The organism is Stenotrophomonas sp. ZAC14A_NAIMI4_1, assembly GCF_003086915.1.
Classification (GTDB): domain Bacteria; phylum Pseudomonadota; class Gammaproteobacteria; order Xanthomonadales; family Xanthomonadaceae; genus Stenotrophomonas.
The window spans coordinates 641419-666581 of record NZ_CP026002.1; the positions used below are offsets into that span (position 1 = coordinate 641419).

At 67.6% G+C, this 25163-nt stretch carries 22 protein-coding genes; 12 read left to right on the forward strand and 10 right to left on the reverse strand.

Translation table 11 applies throughout. The features are described from left to right. Positions 1 to 47: 47 nt before the first annotated feature. Genes C1926_RS02860 through yidD form a run of 3 tightly spaced genes read right to left on the reverse strand, consistent with a single transcriptional unit; the run spans position 48 to position 2498 of the window. Positions 48 to 896 (reverse strand): M23 family metallopeptidase, encoded by an 849-nt coding sequence (locus C1926_RS02860; protein ID WP_079222528.1) that lies wholly within the window; start codon positions 894 to 896, stop codon positions 48 to 50. Beyond that, complete coding sequence (locus C1926_RS02865) at positions 896 to 2242, reverse strand: dihydroorotase (RefSeq protein WP_079222527.1); 1347 nt, start codon at positions 2240 to 2242, stop codon at positions 896 to 898. The genes C1926_RS02860 and C1926_RS02865 overlap by 1 nt, the downstream gene beginning before the upstream one ends. A gap of 1 nt (position 2243) precedes the next feature. Then, complete coding sequence (yidD, locus tag C1926_RS02870; RefSeq protein WP_108747043.1) at positions 2244 to 2498, reverse strand: membrane protein insertion efficiency factor YidD; 255 nt, start codon at positions 2496 to 2498, stop codon at positions 2244 to 2246. A 271-nt stretch (positions 2499 to 2769) separates the two neighbouring features. Here yidD and dksA point away from each other — a divergent pair, with 271 nt between their 5' ends. Further along, positions 2770 to 4011 (forward strand): RNA polymerase-binding protein DksA, encoded by a 1242-nt coding sequence (gene dksA, locus C1926_RS02875; RefSeq protein WP_108758197.1) that lies wholly within the window; start codon positions 2770 to 2772, stop codon positions 4009 to 4011. A 168-nt stretch (positions 4012 to 4179) separates the two neighbouring features. On the opposite strand, the gene C1926_RS02880 is transcribed toward dksA, so the two are convergent. From C1926_RS02880 to cysS, 3 genes are read right to left on the reverse strand one after another with little or no spacing between them, the layout of a single operon-like run. Further along, positions 4180 to 5427 (reverse strand): MFS transporter, encoded by a 1248-nt coding sequence (locus tag C1926_RS02880; protein ID WP_108758198.1) that lies wholly within the window; start codon positions 5425 to 5427, stop codon positions 4180 to 4182. Further along, entirely contained in the window at positions 5424 to 5876 is a 453-nt protein-coding gene (locus C1926_RS02885; protein ID WP_079222523.1) for a SufE family protein, read from the reverse strand. The genes C1926_RS02880 and C1926_RS02885 overlap by 4 nt, the downstream gene beginning before the upstream one ends. 55 nt (positions 5877 to 5931) lie before the next feature. Next, positions 5932 to 7308, reverse strand: a complete 1377-nt coding sequence (gene cysS / locus C1926_RS02890; RefSeq protein WP_108758199.1) for a cysteine--tRNA ligase — start codon at positions 7306 to 7308, stop codon at positions 5932 to 5934. A gap of 189 nt (positions 7309 to 7497) precedes the next feature. Between cysS and C1926_RS02895 the strand changes: the two genes are divergently transcribed. The 11 genes from C1926_RS02895 (at position 7498) to C1926_RS02945 (ending at position 18879) form a co-directional block, all read left to right on the forward strand. Further along, positions 7498 to 8061, forward strand: a complete 564-nt coding sequence (locus tag C1926_RS02895) for a hypothetical protein (RefSeq protein ID WP_108758200.1) — start codon at positions 7498 to 7500, stop codon at positions 8059 to 8061. Positions 8062 to 8398: 337 nt separating this feature from the next. Continuing rightward, positions 8399 to 9409, forward strand: a complete 1011-nt coding sequence (locus C1926_RS02900; protein WP_053443310.1) for an N-acetylornithine carbamoyltransferase — start codon at positions 8399 to 8401, stop codon at positions 9407 to 9409. A gap of 119 nt (positions 9410 to 9528) precedes the next feature. Continuing rightward, entirely contained in the window at positions 9529 to 10722 is a 1194-nt protein-coding gene (locus C1926_RS02905; protein ID WP_108758201.1) for an argininosuccinate synthase, read from the forward strand. Positions 10723 to 10854: 132 nt separating this feature from the next. Continuing rightward, complete coding sequence (locus C1926_RS02910; RefSeq protein ID WP_108758202.1) at positions 10855 to 11943, forward strand: acetylornithine deacetylase; 1089 nt, start codon at positions 10855 to 10857, stop codon at positions 11941 to 11943. A 24-nt stretch (positions 11944 to 11967) separates the two neighbouring features. Then, on the forward strand, positions 11968 to 13296 hold the full coding sequence (locus C1926_RS02915) for an acetylglutamate kinase (RefSeq protein ID WP_108758203.1): 1329 nt from the start codon (positions 11968 to 11970) through the stop codon (positions 13294 to 13296). Between the two features lie 5 nt (positions 13297 to 13301). Beyond that, positions 13302 to 13904, forward strand: a complete 603-nt coding sequence (locus C1926_RS02920; RefSeq protein ID WP_079222517.1) for a GNAT family protein — start codon at positions 13302 to 13304, stop codon at positions 13902 to 13904. Continuing rightward, the gene (gene argC, locus C1926_RS02925; protein WP_108758204.1) at positions 13901 to 14854 is read left to right on the forward strand and encodes an N-acetyl-gamma-glutamyl-phosphate reductase; all 954 of its coding nucleotides are present in this window, start codon (positions 13901 to 13903) and stop codon (positions 14852 to 14854) included. Before C1926_RS02920 ends, argC begins: the two co-directional genes overlap by 4 nt. A gap of 33 nt (positions 14855 to 14887) precedes the next feature. Continuing rightward, positions 14888 to 16183: an argininosuccinate lyase gene (gene argH / locus C1926_RS02930; RefSeq protein ID WP_108758205.1), complete on the forward strand. Its 1296-nt coding sequence runs from the start codon at positions 14888 to 14890 to the stop codon at positions 16181 to 16183. Then, positions 16183 to 16446, forward strand: a complete 264-nt coding sequence (locus C1926_RS02935; RefSeq protein ID WP_079222514.1) for a YciI family protein — start codon at positions 16183 to 16185, stop codon at positions 16444 to 16446. Before argH ends, C1926_RS02935 begins: the two co-directional genes overlap by 1 nt. Positions 16447 to 16456: 10 nt before the next feature. Further along, entirely contained in the window at positions 16457 to 17614 is a 1158-nt protein-coding gene (gene proB, locus C1926_RS02940; protein ID WP_079222513.1) for a glutamate 5-kinase, read from the forward strand. Continuing rightward, complete coding sequence (locus C1926_RS02945; protein ID WP_108758206.1) at positions 17611 to 18879, forward strand: glutamate-5-semialdehyde dehydrogenase; 1269 nt, start codon at positions 17611 to 17613, stop codon at positions 18877 to 18879. The genes proB and C1926_RS02945 overlap by 4 nt, the downstream gene beginning before the upstream one ends. A 456-nt stretch (positions 18880 to 19335) precedes the next feature. Here the strand turns inward: C1926_RS02945 and pgaD are convergent, their stop codons facing one another. Genes pgaD through pgaA form a run of 4 tightly spaced genes read right to left on the reverse strand, consistent with a single transcriptional unit; the run spans position 19336 to position 25015 of the window. Beyond that, positions 19336 to 19827, reverse strand: coding sequence for a poly-beta-1,6-N-acetyl-D-glucosamine biosynthesis protein PgaD (pgaD, locus tag C1926_RS02950; protein WP_079222511.1), 492 nt, complete (start codon positions 19825 to 19827; stop codon positions 19336 to 19338). Then, positions 19824 to 21077, reverse strand: coding sequence for a poly-beta-1,6-N-acetyl-D-glucosamine synthase (gene pgaC / locus C1926_RS02955; protein WP_108758207.1), 1254 nt, complete (start codon positions 21075 to 21077; stop codon positions 19824 to 19826). Before pgaC ends, pgaD begins: the two co-directional genes overlap by 4 nt. 1 nt (position 21078) lies before the next feature. Further along, positions 21079 to 22974, reverse strand: a complete 1896-nt coding sequence (gene pgaB / locus C1926_RS02960) for a poly-beta-1,6-N-acetyl-D-glucosamine N-deacetylase PgaB (RefSeq protein ID WP_108758208.1) — start codon at positions 22972 to 22974, stop codon at positions 21079 to 21081. 1 nt (position 22975) lies between these two features. Then, positions 22976 to 25015 (reverse strand): poly-beta-1,6 N-acetyl-D-glucosamine export porin PgaA, encoded by a 2040-nt coding sequence (gene pgaA / locus C1926_RS02965; RefSeq protein WP_108758209.1) that lies wholly within the window; start codon positions 25013 to 25015, stop codon positions 22976 to 22978. Positions 25016 to 25163: the final 148 nt, after the last annotated feature.

Sequence of the window (25163 nt, forward strand, 5' to 3'; positions counted from 1 at the left end):
GCTTCGGGTAGTGCCGGCCGCTGGCCGGCAACCAGGGTGCAAGGCCGTTATTTGCGCTCCAGCACCAGCAACGGATCGATGCGGGTGTCGAACCAGTTCATGCCCCAGTGCAGGTGCGGGCCGGTGGCACGGCCGGTGGCGCCGACAGCAGCGATCACCTGGCCCTGGGTCACCCGGTCGCCGACCTTCACGTCGATGCGTGACAGGTGCAGGAAGTTCGAGCTGACGCCGTAGCCATGGTCGATCAGCAGGGTGCCGCCGGTGAGGTACAGGTCCGGGCCAGCGAATGTCACCACGCCGGCGGCCGGTGCCTTCACCGGGGTGCCGGTGGGCACGGCGATGTCCATGCCCGAATGACCGGCACCGGGCTGGCCGTTGTACACGCGTGCATTGCCGAAGCGACCGCTGATGCGGCCCTGCACCGGCCAGATGAAGGTCTGGGTGAAATCGGTACGGTCGTCATCGCGGGCACGCGCAGCGGTCACCTGCGCCTGTTCGCGCTTGATCCGCTCGGCAATCGCCGGTGGCGGATTGACCGTCTTCGGCGGCACGCCGTTGACGCGCTCGGTCGGCCAGTCGCGCGCGGTCACGGTGATGGTGGCCGTCTCGCTGCCACCGTCGGGGCGCTGCACCTGTACCTGCAACGGACCCTTCTCATCGCGGCCGATGCCGAACACCACGCTGCCGTAGCTGCTCACCCGCAACTGCCGGCCGGCGTACTGCACGCGGCTGCCGGCGGGCACCTTGCCGATCACCAGCGCGCCCTGCGAAGCGCTGGCCGGGAACACCACGCGGCTGTCGATCAGGCTGCCGATGCCATCCTGTGCCTGCGCCTGGGGTGCGGTGAGCAGGGGCGCGGCCAGCAGCAGCGCCCCGATCATCAGTGCCGAACGCATCAGCGGTCGTAGGTCATGCGCTGGCCGGCGGGTTCGCCCACCAGCTTGCTGCCGTCCCACACCAGCTGGCCGTTGACCCAGGTGGAGGCCACGCGCGAACGGAAGGTGGTGCCTTCGAACGGCGACCAGCCGCACTTGGACAGGACGTCCTCGCGCTTGACGGTGAACGGCACGTCTTCCACCAGCACCAGGTCGGCGAAGTAGCCTTCGCGCAGGAAGCCGCGTTCTTCCACGTCGAACAGCTGCGCCGGGGCGTGGGCGAACTTCTGCACCACCTGTTCGCGGGTCAGCTTGCCTTCGTGCACGCGCTCCAGCGCGGCCACCAGCGCGTACTGCACCAGCGGCAGGCCCGACGGTGCCTGCGCATAGGGCTTCTGCTTCTCTTCCCAGGTGTGCGGGGCGTGGTCAGTGGCCAGCACGTCCAGCACGTCATCGGCCAGCGCGGCGGTGATCGCCTCGCGGTCGGACACTTCCTTGATGGCCGGGTTGCACTTGATCAGGTTGCCCTTGGTCGCGTAATCCGGGCGCGCGAAATGCAGGAAGTGCACGCAGGTTTCGGCGGTGATCTGCTTGCGGCTGCCGTCGGCGCGGATCAGCGGGCCCTTCTCGAACAGCGCCAGCTCGTCGGCGGTGGAGATGTGCAGCACGTGCAGGCGGGTGCCGTGCTTGCGCGCCAGCGACATGGCCAGGCGGGTCGACTTGATGCAGGCCTCGCGCGAACGGATGTCCGGGTGCATGTCCGGGGTCAGCGCATCGCCGTACTTCTCCTGGAAGGCCTTGAGGTTGGCATCGATCATCGGCGTGTCTTCGCAGTGCGTGATGATCGGGGTCGGGCATTCGCGGAAGATCGCATCCAGCGTTTCCGGGTTGTCCACCAGCATGTTGCCGGTGGAAGCGCCCATGAACACCTTCACGCCCGGTGCCTTCTTCGGGTCGAGCGCGCGGATCGCTTCCAGGTTGTCATTGCTGGCGCCGTGGTAGAAGCCGTAGTTGGCCCAGGCGCGGCCGCGTGCCAGCTCGTACTTGGCTTCCAGGATGGTCGAATCCAGGGTCGGCGGGTTGGTGTTGGGCATGTCCATGAAGCTGGTCAGGCCACCGGCCACGGCGGCCGCCGATTCGCTGGCGATGTCGCCCTTGTGGGTCAGGCCCGGCTCGCGGAAGTGCACCTGGTCATCGATCATGCCGGGCAGCAGCCAGCGCCCGGCTGCGTCCACCACCTGCTCGCCGTCGCGCGGGGCCAGGCCACTGCCGATCTGCGCGATGCGGCCGTTCTCGATGCGCAGGTCGCCGTCGAAGGTTCGGCCTTCGTTGACCATGCGGGCATTGGTAATGAGGGTGGAGGACATGTCAGTGTTTTCCTGTGCAACGGCAAGAGGGGGCGTTGGGCGATTCGGGCACCGGATCGAAGCCGCCGGGGTGGAACGGATGGCAGCGGCCGAGGCGGCGCGCGGCCAGCCAGCTGCCACGCAGCGGGCCATGCATCGAGATGGCGTCCATGGCGTATTCAGAACAGCTGGGCACAAAACGGCAGCGCGGCCCCAGCAGGGGGCTGATGAAGCGCTTGTAGAAGCGCAGCAGGGCAATGAGCAGGCGCGAGATCACCCAGTCATCTTATGCCAGTTGGCATGAAGCCCGCATTTGTGCAGGATGGGCCGTTGGTCGCATGTCGCCCATGGCCTGCGACCGGTACCGGCACCGTGAGGTGCCGGCCAGGTTCCGTACCGCGCAAGGCGGTCCAGGTTCGCCGGACCGTCGCTTTGGGCCGCTGGCTCCAGGACTGAATGGAGCAGGCCCCCAAGGTTGCTGCTGCGGGTCGGGTAGGCTATAAAGGCCCGCTTTCCCGGGCCCCGGGGAATCCAAGGAAGAGCGTTTCGTGGCTGCTAAAAAAACTGCAAAGAAGGCCGTCGAGGCCGCCAAGAAAACCGCCAAGCCTGTTGTGAAGAAGTTGGCGGCCAAGCCTGTTGCCAAGAAGCCGGCCAGCAAGGCGGCCCCAAAGGCAGCATCCTCACAACCGGCGGCCAGGAAGGCCACCGCAACGAAAACACCGGCCAAGGCCAGCAAGCCCGCGGCAAAGAAGGCCGCAGCGCCGGCCAAGTCCAAGCCAGCGGCGGCCAGCAAGAAGGCGCCGGTGGCAAAGAAGGCTGCCAGCAAGGCTGCACCGGTCAAGAAGGCCGTGGCCAAGCCGGCACCGAAGAAGGCCGCCGCCAAGCCCGCACCGAAGCCGGTGGCAAAGAAGGCCGCGGCCAAGCCGGCAGCCAAGCCGGCGGTGAAAAAGGGTGCAACGGCTAAACCCGCCGCCACGCCTGCCGCTGTAAAGAAGGTAACCAAGAATGTCGCCAAGCCGGCTGCCAAGCCGGCCCCGGCCCCGGTAGTGAAAACCGCACCGAAGCCCGCCGCCAAGGCAGCTCCGGCCAAGTCTGTCCCGGCCAAGACCGCGGCAGTGGCAGCAGCCAGACCGGCTTCCAAGCCGGCCCCGGCCGCCACCCCTGCAGCATCGACGGCCCCGCAATCCAAGAATCCCGTGCCCGTTTCGAAATCGCCTGCCAAGACCGCTGTGAAAACTGCCGTGAAACCAGATCCCGCTCCGAAGACCGTGTCGCGCCCAGTGGGCAAGGTTGCCGTGGCTGTGACCGCCCGTTCGGCGGCGCCGGCCCCGCGCAGCAAGTACAAGGTCGTCGAATACAAGACCGACGAGGCCACCGGCCGCCCGATCCTGCCGACCGGCTACAAGCCCGGCTCGGACGAGGAGTACATGAGCCCGCTGCAGCAGGAATACTTCCGCCAGCGCCTGCAGAACTGGCGCGCCGACCTGGTGGAAGAGTCCAAGCAGACCATCGAGAACCTGCGTGAGGAAGTGCGTGACATCGGCGATGAAGCCGAGCGTGCGACCCGCGAGACCGAGAACTCGCTGGAACTGCGTACCCGTGACCGCTACCGCAAGCTGATCGGCAAGATCGACAGCACCCTGAAGCGCCTGGAAGCCGGCGACTACGGTTACTGCGTGGACACCGGTGAGGAAATCGGCCTGGAGCGCCTCGAAGCGCGCCTGACCGCCGAGCGCACCATCGACGCCCAGGAGCGTTGGGAGCACCTGCAGAAGCAGCAGGGCGACTGATTCCAGTTCGTTGTCTGGTCATGCGAAAAACCCGGCCTCGACCGGGTTTTTTGTTGGGTATTCCTGGCTCTTGTAGAGTCGAGCCATGCTCGACTGGCTCTGGAAAGCAGTCGAGCATGGCTCGACTCTACAAAGAAGCCAGCCGAGCATCGGCTCGGCTCTACAGGTTCATTGCAGGTCGCGCAGGTTCAACTTTCGCAGCGTCGGGTTCTTCCACGCCGTGATCCCGGCCACGCTCAACACGGCAAACCCTCCCAGCACCACCGCCGGCACCAGGCCCAGCAGTTTCGCCATCGTGCCGGCGTAGAACGCGCCCAGCTCGTTGGACGAGCTGATGAAGATGCCGTTGATGGACGACACCCGCCCGCGCATTTCCTCCGGCGTGGCCAGCTGCAGGATGGTCGAGCGCACCACCACCGAGACGCCGTCGAAGGCGCCGTAGAACAGCAGGATCAGCGCCGACAGCCAGAAGTGCTGGGACAGGCCGAAGCTGACCACGCACAGGCCGAAACCGGCCACGGCGAACAGCAGCACGCGGCCGGCATTCTTCTGCAGCGGGTGGCGGGCCAGCCACAGGCCCACCGCGATCGAACCCAGTGCCGGCGCCGCGCGCAGGATGCCCAGGCCCTCGGGGCCGTAGTGCAGGATCTCCTGCAGGAAGGCCGGCAGCATCGCCACCACGCCGCCCAGCAGCACCGAGAACATGTCCAGTGCCATCGCACCGACCATGATGCGGTTGCCGACCACGAAGCGGGCACCCTCGGCGATGCTCTTGAAGATCGGCGCGGCCGGGCCGTCGTGCACCGGCTCGCTCACCTTGAGCGTGGCCAGGCAGCCCATCGCCACCACGGCGAAGGCGGTGGCCACGCCATAGGACAGGCCCTTGCCGCCCCAGCCGACCAGGATGCCGCCCAGCGCCGGGCCCACCACCATGCCCGACTGGAACACCACGCTGCCCAGGCCGGCGCCGCGGGCGAACTGGCTGCGCTCAAGCACGCGGGCGAACAGCGCGTTGTAGATGGGCGACAGGAACGCGCGCACCATGCCGGTCAGCGCGATGGCGGCGTAGATCGGCCAAACGCCCTGGAACGGCAGCCAGCCGGTGGCCACGCCGGTCAGCACCACGGCGGTGGCGACCAGGCCGGCGCAGGCGACCATGCCCAGCCGGCGGCGCGGCAGGTGGTCCACCAGGTAGCCGGCAAACGGCGCCACGCAGAAGAACGGCAGTACCTCGGCCAGGCCGACCAGGCCCAGCGAGAATGGATTGCGGGTGACTTCGTAGATGTGCCAGCCGACGGTGACGGCCACCACCTGGTAGGACAGCATCGCGAAGATGCGGTACGCCAGCAGCTTGGCAAAGCCCGGCCGGCCCAGCAGGGCCAGCGCGCCTTCGTCCCCGGTGGCGGCGGCGGTCACGGTTGTTCGCGCTGCAGCTGGGCCTGCGCGGTCTCGCGGATGAAGGCCAGCATCGCTGCCACGCCGTTGCTGCGGGTGGGCGAGAGGTGGCGGGCCAGGCCGATGTCCTGGATGTAGCTCGGTTCGGTATCGAGGATCTCCTGCGCCGAACGCCCGGAATACACGCGCAGGGCCAGGAAGATCAGGCCGGAGACGATGGCCGAATCACTGATGGCGTGGAAGCGCAGCGACTGCGCGTTGCCTTCGGGCACGATCCAGACCATCGACTGGCAGCCCAGCAGGCGGTGCTCTTCGGTTTTCCAGGCGTCGGCGAAGGCCGGCAGCTTGCGGCCCAGGTCGATCAGGTACTGGTAGCGCTCGGACCAGTCGCCGAAGAAGGCAAATTCCTCGGCGATGGCGGCCTGGGCCTCGGCGGCGGTGGGTTCAAGCGGGAACGGGGAGTCGGTCACAACGGTCTCTACAGTGGGGGCGTGGCCGGACGCGCCGGCCACGGGGCAGGGCGGGTCAGGCGCGCTTGCGCACCCAGCGCACGCCCTGCGGGGTGTCTTCCAGGACGATGCCTTCGGCGGCCAGCTGGTCGCGGATGGCGTCGGAGCGGGCGAAATCACGGGCCTGCTTGGCGGCGGCACGCTCGTCGATGAGCGCCTGGATGCGCGCATCGTCGTCGCCTTCGCTGGCGGCGGTGCCGAACCACTGCGCCGGGTCGGCCTGCAGCAGGCCCAGCGCCAGGCCGGCACCGAGCAGCTCGCCCTTCAGGCGCGTGCGCTCGGCCGGATCGGTCGCGCGGCGCGCCTCGCCGGCGATGCGGGCCACTTCGGCCAGCGCCTGCGGGGTGTTCAGATCGTCGTCCAGGGTCGCCTCGACGGCGGCCGGGATCGCCGCCGTGGCGGTCACATCGGCCAGGTCGCGCAGGGTGCCGTACAGGCGGTCCAGGGTGCGCGCGGACTGTTCGATCAGCGCATCGGACCAGTCCAGCGGCTGTCGGTAGTGGGCCGAGAGCAGGGCCAGGCGCAGCGCCTCGGGCGGATGCTGGCGCACCAGGTCATGCACGCGCTCGATGTTGCCCAGCGACTTGCTCATCTTGGCGCCGCCGAAGTTGAGCATGCCGTTGTGCATCCAGAACCGGGCGAAGATCCTGCCGCCATGGGCGCACTCGCTCTGCGCGATCTCGTTTTCGTGGTGCGGGAACTGCAGGTCCACGCCACCGGCATGGATGTCGATGGTCTCGCCCAGGTGGGCAGCGGCCATCGCCGAGCATTCGATGTGCCAGCCGGGGCGGCCACGGCCCCACGGCGATTCCCAGCCGGGCAGGTCGTCACTGGAGGGCTTCCACAGCACGAAATCGCCGGCATCGCGCTTGTACGGGGCCACCTCGACGCGGGCACCGGCCAGCATTTCCTCCGGATCACGGCGCGACAGCTTGCCGTAGCCATCGAAGCTGGCCACCGCGAACAGCACGTGGCCCTCGGCGGCGTAGGCGTGCCCGTTGGTGATGAGCTGCTCGATCATGGTGATGATCTGCGGCATGTGCGCGGTCACTTCCGGCTCGATGTCCGGCGGCACCACGCCCAGCGCGGCCATGTCTTCACGGTAGGCGGCGGCGAACCTGTCGGTGATGGTGCTGATCGGCACGCCCTGCTCGCGCGCGGCGTTGTTGATCTTGTCGTCCACGTCGGTGATGTTGCGCGCGTAGCGCAGGCCACCAAAGCGCCGCCGGAGCAGGTCGGCCAGCACCCCGAACACCACCGGGCCGCGGGCATTGCCGATGTGCACGTAGTTGTAGACCGTCGGGCCGCACACATACAGGGTCGGACAGGCCGGGTCGATCGGGGTGAACGGTTCGAGCTGGCGAGTCAGGTTGTTGTGCAGGCGCAGGGACATGGGTCTGTGGCTGGGGGACAAGCCTGTGATTTTAGAACGTGTCGGGCCCCAATGGGGGGATGGCTGGCGGCGGCCGGGCGGGGCAGGGGGGCCGCCGAGGGGTGGGCAGGAGCTGCGCGGACGGGTAATGTTCAGCCCCTCGCGGTCGTCACTGCCTACACTATCGCCGTGCCCTTTCTTCCATCGCCAATGAAATCCACCGCGTTGCTGACCCTGGCCTGCCTGTCGGCGGCGCCGGTCGTGGCCCAGGCCCAGGAGGCCGAACCGCGCAACCGGGTGGTGATCGTGGAGAACGTGAAGTTCGACTACGCCCAGGTGCTGAACGTCGAGCCGGTCTTCCAGACCCTGCGCGCGACCCGCACCGAGGAGCACTGCGAGCCGGTCTCGACCCGCACCCTGGCCCCGGTCAACGTGACCGGCGAGGAGCCGGTGGAGGAAAAGGGGCGGATCGGTCGCTTCTGGGACTCGGTGCGCTCGATGTTCAAGCACAGCGACGAGGAGGCCGCCCAGGAGGTGGTCGCCGAGAATCCGGCGCCGGCCCCGGCCAACAATGGCCCCATGCTGACCCGCGACTGCAAGATCGTGCCGGTCGGCCGCGAGTTCCGCCGGCCCATCGCCTACGACGTGGACTACGTCTACAAGGGCACCAAATACCGTTCGCGGCTGCCGGAAGACCCCGGCAACCGGTTGAAGATCCGGGTCTCGATCACCCCCTGGGTGGGCCCGGAGCAGGCGGCGGCCAGTTCCCCCTGACCGGCCGGGGCTGTGCGCTGCCGGCAGCGCGGGGTCTTGCGCCCACCCCGCCCCCATGCAAAGATAATCGACCATGAAGCTCACCGACTTCCAGCACGACAGCAGCGCCGCCCGCCAGGCCACTGGCATGACGTCGCGTGCCCGTCGACCGGAACCCCACATCCTCGCTGGGTAACCGGAGCTTTCTGCTGTTCGTCCGATGAAAACCCAGCCTCCCGGCTGGGTTTTTTCGTTTCCGCGTTCCGAAAGCTTCATCTGAAACTTTTTCGTCCCACCCTGTTCCCTGTTCTCCCTTCCACCGCGCCGCACCCCCGGCGCCGCCACGCAAGGAAAGATGATGTCCCCCAAGCACTTCCTGAACACCCAGGACTGGAGCCGCAGCGATCTTGACGCGCTGCTGACCCAGGCCGCGCTGTTCAAGCGCAACAAGCTCGGCGACCAGCTCAAGGGCAAGTCGATCGCGCTGGTGTTCTTCAACCCGTCCATGCGCACCCGCACCAGCTTCGAACTGGGCGCGTTCCAGCTCGGTGCCCACGCGGTGGTGCTGCAGCCGGGCAAGGATGCGTGGCCGATCGAGTTCAACCTCGGCACGGTGATGGACGGTGACACGGAAGAGCACATCGCGGAAGTGGCCAAGGTGCTGGGGCGTTACTGCGACATCATTGCCGTGCGTGCGTTCCCCAAGTTCATCGACTGGGCCTACGACCGCCAGGACATCGTCCTCAACAGCTTCGCCAAGTACTCGCCGGTGCCGGTCATCAACATGGAGACCATCACCCACCCGTGCCAGGAACTGGCCCACGTGATGGCGCTGCAGGAGCACTTCGGTACCCAGGACCTGCGCGGCAAGAAGTACGTGCTGACCTGGACCTACCACCCCAAGCCGCTGAACACCGCCGTGGCCAACTCGGCGCTGACCATCGCCACCCGCATGGGCATGGACGTGACCCTGCTGTGCCCGACCGCCGACTACATCCTCGACGACCGCTACATGGGCTGGGCCGAGCAGAACGTGGCCGAGAGCGGTGGTTCGCTGAAGATCAGCCATGACATCGACAGCGCCTACGCCGGCGCCGACGTCGTGTATGCCAAGAGCTGGGGCGCGCTGCCGTTCTTCGGCAACTGGGAGCCGGAAAAGCCGATCCGCGACCAGTTCAAGCACTTCATCGTCGACGAACGCAAGATGGCGCTGACCAACAACGGCGTGTTCAGCCACTGCCTGCCGCTGCGCCGCAACGTCAAGGCCACCGACGGCGTGATGGACTCGCCGCAGTGCATCGCCATCAACGAAGCCGAGAACCGCCTGCACGTGCAGAAGGCGATCATGGCGGCGGTTGCCGGGCGCTAGATCTAACAAAGGGTCGAGCCGACCGTTGGTCGGCTGCTCCCACAGCGGTGCATCCAACATTCCAGCCGACCAACGGTCGGCTCTACCGAATTCCCATCCCCCAAGTGGACCCGATCCCCATGAGCAACAAAGACGTCGTTCTCGCCTTCTCCGGCGGCCTGGATACCAGCTTCTGCGTGCCGTACCTGCAGGAGCGTGGCTACAACGTGCACACCGTGTTCGCCGACACCGGCGGCGTGGATGATGAAGAGCGCGATTTCATCGAGAAGCGCGCTGCCGAACTGGGCGTGGCCAGCCACCAGACCGTCAACGGTGGCCCGGCCATCTGGGAAGGCTTCGTCAAGCCGTTCGTGTGGGCCGGCGAAGGCTACCAGGGCCAGTACCCGCTGCTGGTCTCCGACCGCTACCTGATCGTCGACGCCGCGCTGAAGCGTGCCGCCGAACTGGGCACCAACATCATCGCCCACGGCTGCACCGGCATGGGCAACGACCAGGTCCGCTTCGACCTGGCCGTGAAGGCGCTGGGCGACTACCAGATCATCGCGCCGATCCGCGAGATCCAGAAGGAACACACCCAGACCCGCGCCTACGAGCAGAAGTACCTGGAAGAACGCGGCTTCGGCGTGCGCGCCAAGCAGCAGGCCTACACCATCAACGAGAACCTGCTGGGCCTGACCATGTCCGGCGGCGAGATCGACCGTTGGGAAGCCCCGGGCGAGGGCGCGCGTGGCTGGTGCTCGCCGCGCAGCGAGTGGCCGGAACAGGCCCTGACCGTGACCCTGAAGTTCGTCGAAGGCGAAGCCGTCGAACTGGACGGCAAGGCGCTGCCGGGTGACCAGATCCTGGCCCAGCTCAACAAGCTGTTTGCCCCGTACGGCGTCGGCCGCGGCGTCTACACCGGCGATACCGTGATCGGCCTGAAGGGCCGCATCGTGTTCGAGGCCCCGGGCCTGGTCTCGCTGCTGGCCGCGCACCGCGCCCTGGAAGACGCCGTGCTGACCAAGCAGCAGAACCGCTTCAAGCCGGACGTGGCGCGCAAGTGGGTGGAGCTGGTGTACGAAGGCTTCTACCACGACCCGCTGAAGACCGACATCGAGGCCTTCCTGAAGTCCTCGCAGGCCAAGGTCAATGGTGAAGTGGTGCTGGAAACCCGTGGCGGCCGCGTCGATGCGGTGGCCGTGAAGTCGCCGCACCTGCTCAACACCAAGGGTGCCACCTACGCGCAGTCGGCCGACTGGGGCGTGGAAGAGGCCGAAGGCTTCATCAAGCTGTTCGGCATGAGCTCGACCTTGTACGCGCAGGTCAATCGCTGAGCGATTGACCACGCATTCCGCCTTAACCCTGCGCCGTTGGCGCGCCCCCTTCAACAAGAAGGGGGCTCTCCACCAGACGCATCACGGTAGCGCCGGGCCATGCCCGGCGGAATTCCACAGGATTGTTGATTCATGCTTGAACAGACGCTCGATCACCTGCAGGCCCTGGTGTCCTTCGACACCCGCAACCCGCCGCGTGCGATCACCACCGGTGGCATCTTCGATTACCTGCGTGCGAACCTGCCCGGCTTCAACGTCGAGGTGATCGACCACGGCGCCGGTGCGGTCAGCCTGTATGCCGTGCGCGGCACGCCGAAGTACCTGTTCAACGTGCACCTGGATACCGTGCCCGATTCGCCGCACTGGAGTGCCGACCCGCACGTGATGCGCCGCCTGGACGACCGCGTGGTCGGCCTGGGCGTGTGTGACATCAAGGGCGCCGCTGCGGCGCTGGTGGCCGCGGCCAATGCCAGCGAGGGCGATGCTGCGTTCCTGTTCTCCAGCGACGAAGAAGCCAACGACCCGCGCTGCATCGCTGCGTTCCTGGCCCGTGGCCTGCCGTACGAAGCGGTGCTGGTGGCCGAGCCGACCATGAGCGAGGCCGTGCTGGCCCACCGCGGCATCAGCTCGGTGCTGATGCAGTTTGCCGGCCGCGCCGGCCATGCCTCGGGCAAGCAGGATGCGGCCGCCAGTGCATTGCACCAGGCCATGCGCTGGGGCAACCGCGCGCTGGACCATGTGGAATCGCTGGCCTCGGCGCGCTTCGGCGGCCTCACCGGCCTGCGCTTCAACATCGGTCGCGTCGAGGGTGGCATCAAGGCCAACATGATCGCCCCGGCGGCCGAAGTGCGTTTCGGCTTCCGCCCGTTGCCGTCGATGGACATCGATGCGCTGCTGGCAACCTTCGCCGGTTTCGCCGACCCGGACGCCGCACTGTTCACCGAAACCTTCCGTGGCCCCAGCCTGCCGGCCGGTGACATCGCCGAAGCAGAACACCGTCGCCTGCTGGCGCGTGACGTGGCCGATGCGCTGGACCTGCCGATCGGCAACGCCGTGGACTTCTGGACCGAAGCCTCGCTGTTCTCCGCCGGTGGTTACACCACGCTGGTGTTCGGGCCGGGTGACATCGCCCAGGCCCACACCGCCGATGAGTTCGTGACGCTGGACCAGCTGCAGCGCTATACCGACGCCGTGCACCGCATCATCGCCGCCGGCGCCTGATACCTACCTTCTGACGAAACCGAAATGTCTCCTGCCCTCCAGCCCCACCGCCAGACCCGCCAGACCATCGTGCGCCTGCTTTCCAGCATGGCCAGCGCGAAGGAGATCAGCCAGTACCTCAAGCGCTTCTCGCAGCTGGACGCCAAGCGCTTCGCCGTGGTCAAGGTCGGCGGCGCGGTGCTGCGCGACGATCTCGAAGCGCTGACCTCCTCGCTGTCGTTCCTGCAGGAAGTCGGCCTGACCCCGATCGTGCTGCACGGCGCCGGCCCGCAGCTGGATGCCGAACTGTCGGCGGCCGGCATCGAGAAGCAGACCGTCAACGGCCTGCGGGTGACCTCGCCGGAAGCGCTGGCGATCGTGCGCCGCGTGTTCCAGCAGTCCAACCTGCGCCTGGTCGAGGCCCTGCAGCAGAACGGTGCGCGCGCCACTTCCATCACCGGCGGCGTGTTCGAGGCCGAGTACCTGGACGTGGACACCTACGGCCTGGTCGGTGAAGTGAAGCGGGTCAACCTGGCCCCGATCGAGGCCAGCCTGCGCGCCGGCTCGATCCCGGTCATCACCAGCCTGGGCGAGACCGCCGGCGGGCAGATCCTCAACGTCAACGCCGATTTCGCCGCCAACGAGCTGGTGCAGGAACTGCAGCCGTACAAGATCATCTTCCTCACCGGCACCGGCGGCCTGCTGGACGAGTCGGGCAGCGTGATCGATTCGATCAACCTGTCCACCGAATATGACCACCTGATCGCGCAGCCGTGGATCCACGGCGGTATGAAGGTGAAGATCGAGCAGATCAAGGATCTGCTGGATCGCCTGCCGCTGGAATCGTCGGTGTCGATCACCCGGCCGGCTGACCTGGCCAAGGAACTGTTCACCCACAAGGGCTCGGGCACGTTGGTGCGCAAGGGCGAGAAAGTGCTGCGCGCCACCGGCTGGGACGAACTGGACCTGCCGCGCCTGAAGGGCCTGATCGAATCCAGCTTCGGCCGCACCCTGGTGCCGGACTATTTCGAGAAGACCAAGCTGCTGCGCGCCTATGTCAGCGAGAACTACCGCACCGCGGTCATCCTCACCGACGAAGCCGAAGGCGTGTACCTGGACAAGTTCGCCGTGCTCGACGATGCGCAGGGTGAGGGCCTGGGGCGTGCCGTCTGGAACGTGATGCTGGAAGAAACCCCGCAGCTGTTCTGGCGCTCGCGCAACGGCAACCCGATCAACCATTTCTACTACGCCGAGTCCGACGGCTGCTACAAGCAGAACACCTGGAAGGTGTTCTGGTTCGGCGCCGATGGCATCGACCGCATCAAGACCTATGTGGACCACTGCGCGGCGCGCCCGCCGAGCCTGCAGGACTGAGTGCGATGAGCCACGCCGACGCCTGGACCACCGTTCCCACCCTGCGCGGCCAGCACGTGATGCTGGAGCCGTTGCAGCGTGACCACGTGCCCGGCCTGGCGGCGGCATTGCAAGGCAGCGGCCTGGACCAGCTCTGGTACACCCAGGTGCCTTCGCCGGAGCAGGCAGGGCACTACGTGCAGGCTGCGCTGGACGTGCAGGCCGAAGGCAAGGTGCTGCCGTTCGTGATCCGCGATGCGGCCGGCGACATCGTCGGCAGCACGCGCTTCTATGCGCTGGAGCCGGGCGTGCCCCGGCTCAGCCTCGGCTACACCTGGTACGCCCCGCGCGTGCAGCGCACCGGGGTCAACACCGAGGCCAAGCTGCTGCTGTTGCAGCACGCGTTTGAGACCCTGGGCTGCATCAGCGTGGTGCTGGAAACCAGCTGGTTCAACCACACCTCGCGCGCCGCCATCGCCCGCCTGGGCGCCAAGCAGGACGGCGTGCTGCGCAACTACACCCGGCATGCCGACGGCACGCCGCGTGACACCGTCATCTTCTCCATCATCGACGCGGAATGGCAGGGCGTGAAGCGCCACCTGCAGCACCGCCTGGACCATCACGCATGAACGATTCGACTTTCACCCTGGGCATTGTCGGTGCCCGCGGCCACACCGGCGCCGAGCTGATCAAGCTGGTGGCCGCGCACCCGCGCCTGCAGCTGGCATTCGTGTCTTCGCGCGAGCTCGCTGGCAAGCGCCTGGCCGATCATCACCCGGAGTACCAGGGCGAGCTGCACTACGAGAACCTGGACGCCGATGCCGTGGCCGCCAAGGGCGTGGACGCGGTGATCCTGGCCCTGCCCAATGGCCTGGCCGCCCCGTTCGTGGCCGCCCTGCAGGCGGCCAAGCCGGACACCGTCATCATCGACCTGTCGGCCGACTACCGCTTCGACGGCCAGTGGTACTACGGCCTGCCGGAGCTGACCCGTGGCCGCTACCAGGGCCAGAAGCACATCAGCAACCCGGGCTGCTACGCCACGGCCATGCAGCTGGCGATCCATCCGCTGCTGGACCTGCTGGCCGGCCCGCCGCAGTGCTTCGGCGTGTCCGGCTACTCCGGTGCCGGCACCTCGCCCTCGGACAAGAACAACCCCGAGCTGCTGGCCGACAACCTGATGCCCTACGCGCTGACCAATCACATGCACGAACGCGAAGTGTCGGCGCAGCTGGGCGTGCCGGTGGAGTTCATGCCGCACGTGGCGCCGCATTTCCGTGGCATCACCCTTACCGCCAACCTGTGGCTGAACCGCGCGCAGACCCGCGAGCAGATCGTCGAGCGCTTCCAGCAGGCCTACGCCGCGGAAGAACTCGTGGAAATCGTGGATGAAGCGCCGTGGGTCAGCCGCATCGCCGGCCGCCATGGCGCGCAGGTGGGTGGCTTCACCCTGGCCCCGGGCAACAAGCGGGTCGTGGTCGTGGCAACCCTGGACAACCTGCTCAAGGGCGCCGCGACCCAGGCCATGCAGAACCTCAACCTCGCGCTGGGCATCGACGAACTGACGTCGATCCCGCACTGATACCGCCCAGACACCGCCTTCCCGGAGCCCCCCATGGCAGACCTTCTTTGGCAGAAGCCCGGCGTCGCCGTCGACGCCCAGATCCAGACCTTCCTCGCCGGCGATGACGTGATCCTCGATCGCGAATTCTTCCTGCACGACATCGCCGCCAGCGCCGCGCACGCGCAGGGCCTGCAGCACATCGGCATCCTCAGCGCCGACGAGCTGGAAGGCCTGCTGCGCGAACTGGAGGTGCTGGCACAGGACTTCCGCGCAGGCCGTTTCGTGCTCGATACGCAGTACGAGGATGGTCACTCGGCCATCGAAGCGCGCCTCACCGAGCGCCTGGGCGATGCCGGCCGCAAGATCCACACTGGCCGCAGCCGCAACGACCAGATCCTGGTGGCCACCCGCCTGTGGCTGAAGGAAAAGTTGCAGCGCGTTGCCCAGCTCAGCGCCGAAGTGGCCAAGGTCGCGCTGGACCGCGCGCAGGCCGAGAAGGACGTGCCGCTTCCCGGCTACACCCACATCCAGCGCGCCGTGGTGTCCTCGGCGGGCATGTGGTGGGCCGGCTGGGCCGAAGCCTTCATCGACAATGCCGTGCGTGCGCGTGACACCCACGCACTGGTTGATGCCAACCCGCTGGGCACCGCCGCTGGTTACGGCGTGAACCTGCCGCTGGACCGCGAACACACCACGGCCGCGCTGGGCTTTGCGCGCATGCAGATCTCGCCCATCTACGCGCAGCTGTCGCGTGGCAAGTTCGAGCTGGCCGCGCTGGAAGCACTGGGCGGCGCCACCCTGGACCTGCGCCGCATCGCCTGGGACCTGTCGCTGTTCACCAGCGCCGAGTTCGGCTTCGTCGCACTGCCGGCGCAGTACACCACCGGCAGCTCGATCATGCCCAACAAGCGCAACCCGGACGTGATCGAGCTGATGCGTGCCACCCACGCCAGCGTCGCCGCCGCGCGCACCGAGATCGAGCAGCTGCTGTCGCTGCCCTCGGGCTACCACCGCGACCTGCAGTCGTCCAAGGGCGCCATCTTCCACGGCTTCGGCCGCGGCCTGGCCGCGCTGGAACTGCTGCCGGCGCTGCTGGCCAACCTGGAATGGCGTGACGACAAGCTGCGCGCGGCCATCGATTCGGGCATGTACGCCACCGACGTCGCCGTTGAAGCCGCCGTGGCGGGCGTGCCGTTCCGCGAGGCCTACAAGGCCGCTGCGGCCGGTGCCGACAGCGCAGGGCAGGGCCGCACGCCGGAAGGCAGCCTGGCCGCGCGCGTGTCGCCCGGTTCGGCCGCCGACCTGCGCCTGGACGAACTGCGCACGCGCTGGCAGGCGCTGGCCTGATGGCGGGCACCGTCTACCTGGTGCTGGCCATGCGCCGGCCCGACTTCAACGCCGCCGCCGTGCAGCCGCACCTGGATTTCCTCGATGCGCTGCGCGCGCAGGGCCAGCTGCAGCTGACCGGCGGATTCACCGATGGCAGTGGCGGCGCCTACGTGCTGTGCAATGTGGCCAGCCTGGCCGATGCACAGGCCATCGTCGCCACCGATCCGCTGGTGACGATGCAGGCCTCGCACCTGACCGTGCACGAATGGAACACCCGCTGAGGCGCACCTGATGACCCTGCACGCCACCCACGTCGCCTCGCCGTTCCCCGAACAAGCGCTGCCGCCGTGGCGGCGTGCGGTGCTCAAGGTGGGCAGCAGCCTGCTGGCCGCCGACGGCGGTGGCCTGTCGCCGCGGCATGCGCTGGGCCTGGCGCAGTTCGTGTCGGCCAACGTGCTGGCCGGGCGCGAAGTGGTCATCGTCTCCTCCGGCGCGGTCGCCGCCGGCCGCGCCATCCTGCCGCGCGCCGACGAGCCCGGCGCGGCGATGGCCGCGCGGCAGGCACTGGCCGCGCTGGGCCAGGCACAGTTGATCGGCCTCTGGCAGCGCTTCTTCGAGCGCCCGGTGGCCCAGGTGCTGCTGACCCACGACGACCTGCGCAACCGCCGTCGCTACCTCAATGCACGCGCCACGCTCACCGAGCTGCTGCGCCTGGGCGCGTTGCCGGTGGTCAACGAGAACGACACCGTGTCGGTGGACGAACTCAAGCTTGGCGACAATGACAACCTGGCCGCCACCGTGGCCGCGCTGGTCGATGCCGATGCGTTGTTCATCGCCACCGACATCGACGGCCTGTACAGCGCCGACCCGCGTACCGTGGCCGATGCGCGCCCGCTGCATGACGTGCCCGAGCTGGATGACACGGTGCTGGCGATGGCCGGCGGCGCCGGTTCGCGTGCCGGTACCGGTGGCATGCGGACCAAGCTGGAAGCCGCGGCGAAGGCCGGCCGGCTCGGCATCGAAACCTACCTGTTCAACGGCCGCAGCGGCGATGTCGTGCGCGCGCTGGCGCAGGATCGCCTGTTCGGCACCCGCATCCATGCCGCGCGCAGCCGTGAGGCCGCACGCAAGCACTGGCTGCGGCATGCACCGCTGGCCGATGGCGCGATCCTGGTCGATGCCGGTGCGGCGCAGGCGATGCGCGAAAAGGGTGCCTCGCTGCTGCCCGGCGGCATCACCGGTGCCGACGGCGATTTCCGCCGCGGCGACATGGTGCAGGTGTGCTGGAACACGCCGCAGGGCCGCCTCTGCGTCGCCCGTGGCGTCAGCCAGTACGCCGCCGATGATGTGCGCCGCATCGCTGGCCGCCATTCGCGCGACATCCAGGCCGTGCTCGGCTACAACTACGGCGGTACCGTCGTCCATCGCGACGATCTGGTGCTGCCATGACCGGACAGCAGGACACCCCCATGAGTGAGATTGAAGCGCAGGCACGTGCCTGCCGTGATGCGGCCCAGGTGGTCGCTGGCCTGGACAGCGCCGCACGCGGCAAGCTGCTGCAGGCGATGGCCCAGGCACTGGAAATGAACGCCGGGCTGATCCTGGCCGGCAATGCCCGTGACCTGGCGGCGGCACGCGAGAAGGGCGTCGGCAGCGCAATGCTCGACCGCCTGGCACTGGACCCGGCGCGCCTGTTCGCGATGGCCGAGGCCGTGCGCGAAGTGGCCGCACTGCCGGACCCGGTGGGGCAGGTGACCCGCGACGACGTGCGCCCCAATGGCATCCGCGTACAGAAGGTTCGCGTGCCGCTGGGCGTGATCGCGATGATCTACGAAGCGCGGCCGAACGTGACCGCCGAAGCGGCGGCGCTGTGCCTGAAGGCCGGCAACGGCGTGATCCTGCGCGGCGGCTCGGAGGCGATCCATTCCAACACCGCCATCGCCCAGGCACTGGCGGCGGCCCTGCAGGCCAATGGCGTGCCGCCGGCCGCAGTGACCGTGCTGACCGACCTGCGCCGCGAGGCGATGCTGGAGCTGCTGCAGCTGCACGAACTGATCGACCTGGCCATTCCCCGCGGTGGCGAAGGGTTGATCCGGTTCGTGGCCGAGCACGCGCGCGTGCCGGTGATCAAGCACTACAAGGGTGTCTGCCACTTGTTCGTGGATGCCAGCGCCGACCTGGACAAGGCCATCGGCCTGCTGGTGGATGGCAAGTGCAGCCGCCCGGCGGCCTGCAATTCGCTGGAAACGCTGCTTGTCCACCAGGACGTGGCTGACACTTTCCTGCCGCGCGCGGCGCAGGCACTGGGCGAACGCGGCGTGCAGCTGCGTGCCGACGAACGCGCACAGCCGCTGCTGCCCGGCAGCAGTGCCGCCACCGATGAAGACTACGCCGCCGAGTTCCTCGACCTGGTGCTGGCGGTACGGGTGGTGGATGATCTGGACGCCGCCATCGCCCACATCCGCACCTACACCTCCGACCACACCGAAGTGATCGCCACCGAAGACAGCGGCCATGCCGAGCGCTTCGTCAACACGCTGCGTTCTGCCGTGGTGATGGTCAACGCGTCCTCGCGTTTCTCCGATGGCGGGCAGCTGGGGCTGGGCAGCGAGATCGGCATTTCCACCACGCGCCTGCACGCGTATGGGCCGATGGGCCTGGAAGCGCTGACGGTGGAACGTTTCGTGGTTCGCGGCGAAGGGCAGACGCGGTAGGGGTTTGTCTTGCAGGGCTTGCAGCCCTGCACCTGCTGCAATCAACGGCAACGTCAACGTCAACGTCAAAGGCGGGCATTCCGTGGGATGGCGGGGTGGGTCCGGTTGAGGGGGACGCCGTGAACCCATCCATGGGGGCTTGGTCGCGGCATCCATGCCGCTCACACCCCCTCAACCGGACCCACCCCGCCTTCGACAGTTTCCTGCGATCTGTCGGAACGGCGTTCTGCTTTGGTGGGTGCCGACCGTTGGTCGGCACGGGGTCGGATCCCGTTGCTGCGCAACGGGCTCTGACCCCAGATGAAATTCGATATCTGACAGATGTGCCGACCAACGGTCGGCACCCACCAACAGCCACCGGCCAACCGCCCCGCCATCCCACGGAATGCAGGCATTTGACGTTGACGTTGATTCGGCAGGTGCAAGGCTGCAGGCCCTGCAAAAAACACCCACCCCTTACAACAGCGGCTGCCGCGTCAGCCCCACCGGCCGTGCGTTGTCATCCATGTGCAGCGTCACCGCCTTCGCGTGCATCAGCTGCTCGGCCAGCGCATCGCTCGCACCCAGTGCGCGGGCGATGTCCTGGCGGCTGGAATCCTCGCGCGGCGCACGCCGTTCCTTGCCACCAAACCGGAAACGGTTGTACTCGGCCCAGGCGATCAGCAGCAGCGAGCAGCAGACCAGGATCACCGGCAGCGCGATCATCACGAACGGATCCACGTGCTGGCTGTGCTGGTACAGCTGCACGTAGGCCAGGTGCCCGCCCAGCAGCCATGAAACCAGGGTCACCAGCGGTGCCCACAGGTAGAAGTAGAAGCCCCAGAACGCCAGGGTGACGAAGCCCCAGGCCGTGCGCTGCAGGCGCGGCTGCTGGCGCGACTTCTGGATCAACCGCGAATCGAAGCGGTTGGACGACTTTGTCTTGGTGGTGCCGCGGACGGTGCTCATCGGATCCCCCGGTCAGGGCTGACCCAGGTGGCACGCTTGCCGCGGCGCTTGAACAACGTCTTCGGCAACGCCACCAGGGTGGTGAAGAGGCTGATCAGCCAGTACGCCATCGGGTACCAGATGACCCAGAAGTAGTTGCGTCCAATGTGTGTTTCGTAACGACGATCGATGATCAGGCTGCTGGCGAACTGCAGCAGGCAGACCAGCGCCAGGATCACACCGTGCCATTGCGGCAGCAGCGTGTCGATGTACAGCGGGGCCGGCAGCGGCATGAACTTGCCCAGCGCCCACAGCACCACGATCAGCAGCATGGTGTACGCCCAGAACACGCTGAGGATGTACTCCAGCAGCACGCCCCACATGCGCCGCTTGCGCCAGCTGAACAACGATGCGCCGTGCCGCAGCAGTACTTCCACGCCGCCCTGCGCCCAGCGCAGGCGCTGCCGCCACAGGCCCTTCAGCGTCTCCGGCATCAGGATGAAGCACAGCGCGTTGGGTTCGTAGCGGATGTCCCAGTGGTCCAGCTGCAGGCGCCAGCTGATGTCGATGTCCTCGGTCACCATGTCGTCGGCCCAGTAGCCGATGCGGTGCAGGGCCGTGCGACGGAACGCGGCAATCACCCCGGACACGGTGAAGATGCGCCCATACACGCGCTGCGCGCGCTTGATCATGCCGATGATCGAGGAGAACTCGGCCACCTGCAGGCGGCCCAGCAGCGTGGAGCGGTTGCGGATGCGCGGGTTGCCGGTCACCGCACCCACGCGCGGGCCGCTGGTCAGGTGCCAGACCATCCAGTGCATGGCGTACTCTTCCAGCATCGCATCGCCGTCGATGCACACCAGGTACTCCGAGCGCGAGGCCAGGGCGCCCATGCGCAGCGCATTGGCCTTGCCCAGGTTGCGGTCCAGGTGCACCACCCGCAGGCGCGGGTGCAGGGCGGCCAGTGCGTCCAGGCGGGCGCCGGTATCGTCGCTGCTGCCATCGTTGATGGCGATCACTTCGAAATCCGGATACCGCTGCGCCAGAGCCGCGCCGATGGTGTCGTCCAGGTTGTCCGATTCGTTGTGGCAGGGAATCAGCAGCGTGGCGAACGGGTAGCTGTCCATCGGCGGCGGATCGTTGCGCGGTCGCGACCTCCGCTCGCGCCGGAAGAAGTAGTACAGGCCGCCTGACATCCAGAAGAACGCCATCACCATCGGGTAGAAGAAGGCGAACTGGAACAGGGCATACAGCCAGGGGCTCATGTCCATGTCACTTCTCCGGGTACGGGAAGTTGCGCGCGGACATCGCGGCGCGCGCGTCCGTGGTCGACGGCTTGTCGGCGATGAAATCGTCCGGGTACCACGCGAAATGGCGCACGCCCTGCGCCTGCAGGCGGCGTACCTGCGCGCGCAGGCGCTGGCCGCTGATCGGCGTCTGCGTGCGCCAGTCCACGGTCTGCAGCTCGAACAGCGTGTGCTTCAGCTCGGGGTCGTGCGCGCGCACGGCGGTGACCAGGCGGTCCAGCCAGCGCTCGGGGTGCTTGCTGCCTTCCATCCACGGCATCGCCATCAGTGCAGTGCGGTCATAGGCGTGGTTGAACAGGTCCAGGCGCTGGGCGAACCAGCTGGCGCTCTGCGGTTCCAGTACCGGCTGCGCGTACAGGTTGCGCACGGTGCCCAGCTTCGGCCGCCAGCGCTGGGCGGTATCGCGCAGCTCCAGGGTGAAGTCGATCAGCGCCTGGGTGCGGCCGCCATCGGCGCCTTCCTGCGGCAGCTGCGCCAGTTCGGTGTCGCGCACATAGGCATCGTCATGGAACAGCAGGCCTTCGAAGTACGAGTTGATCGCCAGGTCTTCGTAGATGTCCTTGATGATCTGCCGCGCCTGCGGCTTGGTGAAGTCCAGGCGGTACATGCCGTCGCGTTCCGGGCTGGCGATGCCCAGCGCGGTGCGCTGCGCCGCATCGGGCAGCTCGTAGCCCAGCACCGGCAGCCAGGCGTAGACCTTCACCCCGGCGCGGGTCTTCAGCTGCCACGCCACGCGGTTGAACAGGTCCGCGCGCATCGGCATGTGGCGGTTGGGGAAGTACAGCGCGTCTGCGGTGTTGTTGCCATCGGGATCGGCGAAGGCCTGCAGGTAGACGTGGGTCGGGCCCACCGTCTTGACGCGGTCGATCAGCTTGTCGAGGTTGCGTGCCAGTTGTGCCGGGTCCGGGTCGTAGACCGCATCCAGGTCGATCTGCAGGGCACGGGTACCATCCAGGCTGACATTGCGGCGCAGTTCGAAAGCGAGCGAGCTGACGTTCGGGTTGTTGGTCACCAGCAGGCGGGCCAGGCCATGCAGGTCGGAAGTGACCGGTGTGCTGCGGCCCTCCAGGTCGAACGACACCGGCATGCCCAGTTGTTCGGCGATATCGTTGCTCAGCTGGTTGTAGGCCGCATACGGCCACACGATCGCCTTCGGGGTGACGCCCAGTTCCTTCTGGATGCGCTTGACGCTCAGCGAGAGGTCGTCGCGCAGGCGCTTTTCATACTGCTGCGTGGTCTCGTAGCGCTGCGTCTGCGGGTCGTACGTGCGGGTGATCACCGCCGGGGTCTGGTTGCCCTGCGGGTTGGACTGCACGCCGTGGTGCTGGTTGTCGGTGTGGCTGGCCAGTTCGATCAGGCCACTGGCCTGCATTTCCCGCAGCTGGTCCCAGGTCAGGAAATCATCGTGGCCGAACGGGCGGTAGCCGTAGTCGATGGTGCGGCCCGGGGCCATGTCGACGTAGTCGGTGATCACCGCCACCAGCGCCGGGTAGTTGTAGGCGCGCAGCAGCGGGTAGACGCGGCTGTAGACGCTGCGCAGGCCATCATCGAAGGTCAGCAGGACCGGCCGCGGCGGCAGCTGGGCTTCGCCGCGCGAGGCCTTGATCAGCTGCGACAGCGAGATCGGGTGGTAGCCGTGCGCGCTGAGCCAGTCCAGGTGCGCAGCGAAGTTCTGCGTGCTGACCGCATAGGCATCGGCATCGCCCTTCTCACGCACATCGTCGCGGATGTCGTGGTAGCTCAGCACCAGCAGGCCGTTGTCGGCCGAATCCAGGTCGCGCTCCTGGGCAGCGGCCGGCAGGGCCAGCAGCACCAGCCCCAGCAGCAGCACGGTCATCAGGTTTCGAAGCATCCGTTCCATCTCACTCTCCCCAGCGCAGCGCGGCATCGAAGCCGATGTGACGTTCACGTTGGCCGTCGTAGACCGGCCGCGACCAGCTCACGCCGTACTCCAGTATCCTGCCCTGGCCGAACTGCCACTCGTGGCGATAGGCCACCGTGGGGATGAGCGAACTGCCGAACCCTTCCTGCCAGTAGTCGCCCAGCGACACCGTCAGGCGGTGCCGGAAGTGGCGTTCGTAGTGGCGCCACAGCTGCTGGTCGATGCGCAGGCCGATTTCCACCGAGCGGTCGCGCGAGGGATTGAAGTAGGGCGCATCGTCGAGCGAGCCGCGGCTGGTGTAGAGGCTGCCAAGGCCGTCGACCACCACGCGCGGGCGGGTCAGCAGGCGCTGTTCGATCGCGGTGTTCAGGGTGTCGCGGCGGTTGCCGTCGTCGTAGCGGAACTGGCTGCCACCCAGGCTCCAGTGCGTGCGCTCGTTGCGGGTGTAATCAACCGCCACCGCCACGCTGTCGGCGGTGATGCCCGACACGCGCGCCTGCATCGACGCTTCCGGATCGTTGCGCGCGGCGGTCACGCCGGCGTGCCACTGGTCGTTGAACTGCCAGCCGAAGCCGCCGCGCAGGCCGGTGTCGCCGATGCTGTCGTTGGGGCGCAGCACGGCGGCCTCGGCATCGACGCGGCCGAAGCGGTAACGTGCGCCCGCGCCCATCCACAGCGGGTTGATCTTCTGGTCCTGGAAGGTAACCGAACGACGGTCGGCGAAGGCGAACAGGCGCCAGCGGTCGTCGAGGATCGGCGAAGCTACTTCGGTGCCGTAATGCAGGTCGTCGTTGCCCAGCGGCGAACTGCCGCCGCCGCCGGAACTGCGGCCGCCTTCCACCGTGGCCTGCAGCTGCCAGCCGCGGTGCGCGCGCCAGTCGCGGTCCATGCGCTGCACCGAGGGCTGGTTGGGGTAACGCTCGAGCAGATCGTCATGCAGCGGCCGGGCGAGGTCGTCGCGCTGCAGCTGCACGTAGGATTCGTACATGCCGATCCGCGGCGACACGTCGCGCGGGTCCAGCGTGTAGGCCATCTGGTGGCGCTCCAGCGCCCGTCGCGGCCAGCCGCGCATCTGGTAGACGCTGCCCAGTGCGGTCTGCAGGCCGCCGTTGCCGGGCCCGACATCGACCAGGGCTTCCAGCTCGCGCTGTGCGGTGGGCAGATCGCCGCTGTAGGCGCGGATCATCGACAGGTTGAGGTCGGCCTCGTAGCGCGCCCAGTTGGCATAGGGGCTCTTGCCGCCGCCCCAGCGCCATGCCGGCTCATCCTTCTGCCAGGCGTCCAGGTAGCCGATGGCCTTCTCGGCCTGCTCGGTCTCGAGGTAGGCGTAGGCCAGCTCGGAACGGGACTCGAAGCGCGAAGGATCGTTCTTCACTGCCGCTTCCAGCAGCGGAATCGCCTCGTCCGGGTGCTGGGTGGCCATCATCGAATCGCCCACTGCCGGCAGCACGTAGTCGGGCAGGGCATGGCCTTCGTGCTGCAGGGCCCGCGCTTCGTCGCGCACCTGGGCATGGCGTGACAGGCGGTTGAGCAGGATCAGGCGGTCCATGCGGATGCGCAGGGGAGCCTGCGCCAGCGGCGTGCCATCGCGCTGCACGTACTGCTCCATTTCCGCCAGCGATGCTTCGGCTTCGTCCAGGCGGCTGTCCTCGCTCTGGCCGTAGGCCAGGCTCCAGTTCACCCGCTTGGCGATGTAGTTCGCTTCCAGTCGTGCCTTCTGGTCGGCATCGAACAGGTCGGGCCGCGCCTGGTACAGGCGCCAGGCGCGGTCGGCGTTGCCGATATCACCCAGGGTCAGGACCTGCAGCTTGTACAGCAGCGGATCGTTGGGCTCCTGCAGCTGCGAGCGCTCGATGGCGGCCAGGGCATCGACCCAGCGGGCCTGGTCACGGTAGTGGCCGATTTCAGCCAGCCGGTCAGCGCGGCTGGCGGCGGGTGGCGGCGAAGCGGCATGGGCCCCGAACGCCAGCGCGGCGCAGGCCAGGCCGACGCAGAGCGCCAGCGGACGGTGGACAATCATGAAACCCCCTTAGCATCCCTACTTCAACGATGTGCTTAAAGTGTGACGCACATCACATGCCAACTGTGCCTGGCCGTCTCCCAAGCTGGCCAGAGCCTGCCTTTACAGCTAAGACGCAATAGTCCCGCCAGACCGGTCAAACTCATCG

Coding starts and splice junctions, on each gene's coding strand:
- C1926_RS02860 (WP_079222528.1), bottom strand. CDS start 896: ATGCGTTCGGCACTGATGATCGGGGCGCTGCTGCTGGCCGCGCCCCTG.
- C1926_RS02865 (WP_079222527.1), bottom strand. CDS start 2,242: ATGTCCTCCACCCTCATTACCAATGCCCGCATGGTCAACGAAGGCCGA.
- cysS (WP_108758199.1), bottom strand. CDS start 7,308: ATGTCCCTGCGCCTGCACAACAACCTGACTCGCCAGCTCGAACCGTTC.
- C1926_RS02895 (WP_108758200.1), top strand. CDS start 7,498: ATGAAATCCACCGCGTTGCTGACCCTGGCCTGCCTGTCGGCGGCGCCG.
- C1926_RS02900 (WP_053443310.1), top strand. CDS start 8,399: ATGTCCCCCAAGCACTTCCTGAACACCCAGGACTGGAGCCGCAGCGAT.
- C1926_RS02905 (WP_108758201.1), top strand. CDS start 9,529: ATGAGCAACAAAGACGTCGTTCTCGCCTTCTCCGGCGGCCTGGATACC.
- C1926_RS02910 (WP_108758202.1), top strand. CDS start 10,855: ATGCTTGAACAGACGCTCGATCACCTGCAGGCCCTGGTGTCCTTCGAC.
- C1926_RS02915 (WP_108758203.1), top strand. CDS start 11,968: ATGTCTCCTGCCCTCCAGCCCCACCGCCAGACCCGCCAGACCATCGTG.
- C1926_RS02920 (WP_079222517.1), top strand. CDS start 13,302: ATGAGCCACGCCGACGCCTGGACCACCGTTCCCACCCTGCGCGGCCAG.
- argC (WP_108758204.1), top strand. CDS start 13,901: ATGAACGATTCGACTTTCACCCTGGGCATTGTCGGTGCCCGCGGCCAC.
- argH (WP_108758205.1), top strand. CDS start 14,888: ATGGCAGACCTTCTTTGGCAGAAGCCCGGCGTCGCCGTCGACGCCCAG.
- C1926_RS02935 (WP_079222514.1), top strand. CDS start 16,183: ATGGCGGGCACCGTCTACCTGGTGCTGGCCATGCGCCGGCCCGACTTC.
- proB (WP_079222513.1), top strand. CDS start 16,457: ATGACCCTGCACGCCACCCACGTCGCCTCGCCGTTCCCCGAACAAGCG.
- C1926_RS02945 (WP_108758206.1), top strand. CDS start 17,611: ATGACCGGACAGCAGGACACCCCCATGAGTGAGATTGAAGCGCAGGCA.
- pgaD (WP_079222511.1), bottom strand. CDS start 19,827: ATGAGCACCGTCCGCGGCACCACCAAGACAAAGTCGTCCAACCGCTTC.
- pgaC (WP_108758207.1), bottom strand. CDS start 21,077: ATGGACATGAGCCCCTGGCTGTATGCCCTGTTCCAGTTCGCCTTCTTC.
- pgaB (WP_108758208.1), bottom strand. CDS start 22,974: ATGGAACGGATGCTTCGAAACCTGATGACCGTGCTGCTGCTGGGGCTG.
- pgaA (WP_108758209.1), bottom strand. CDS start 25,015: ATGATTGTCCACCGTCCGCTGGCGCTCTGCGTCGGCCTGGCCTGCGCC.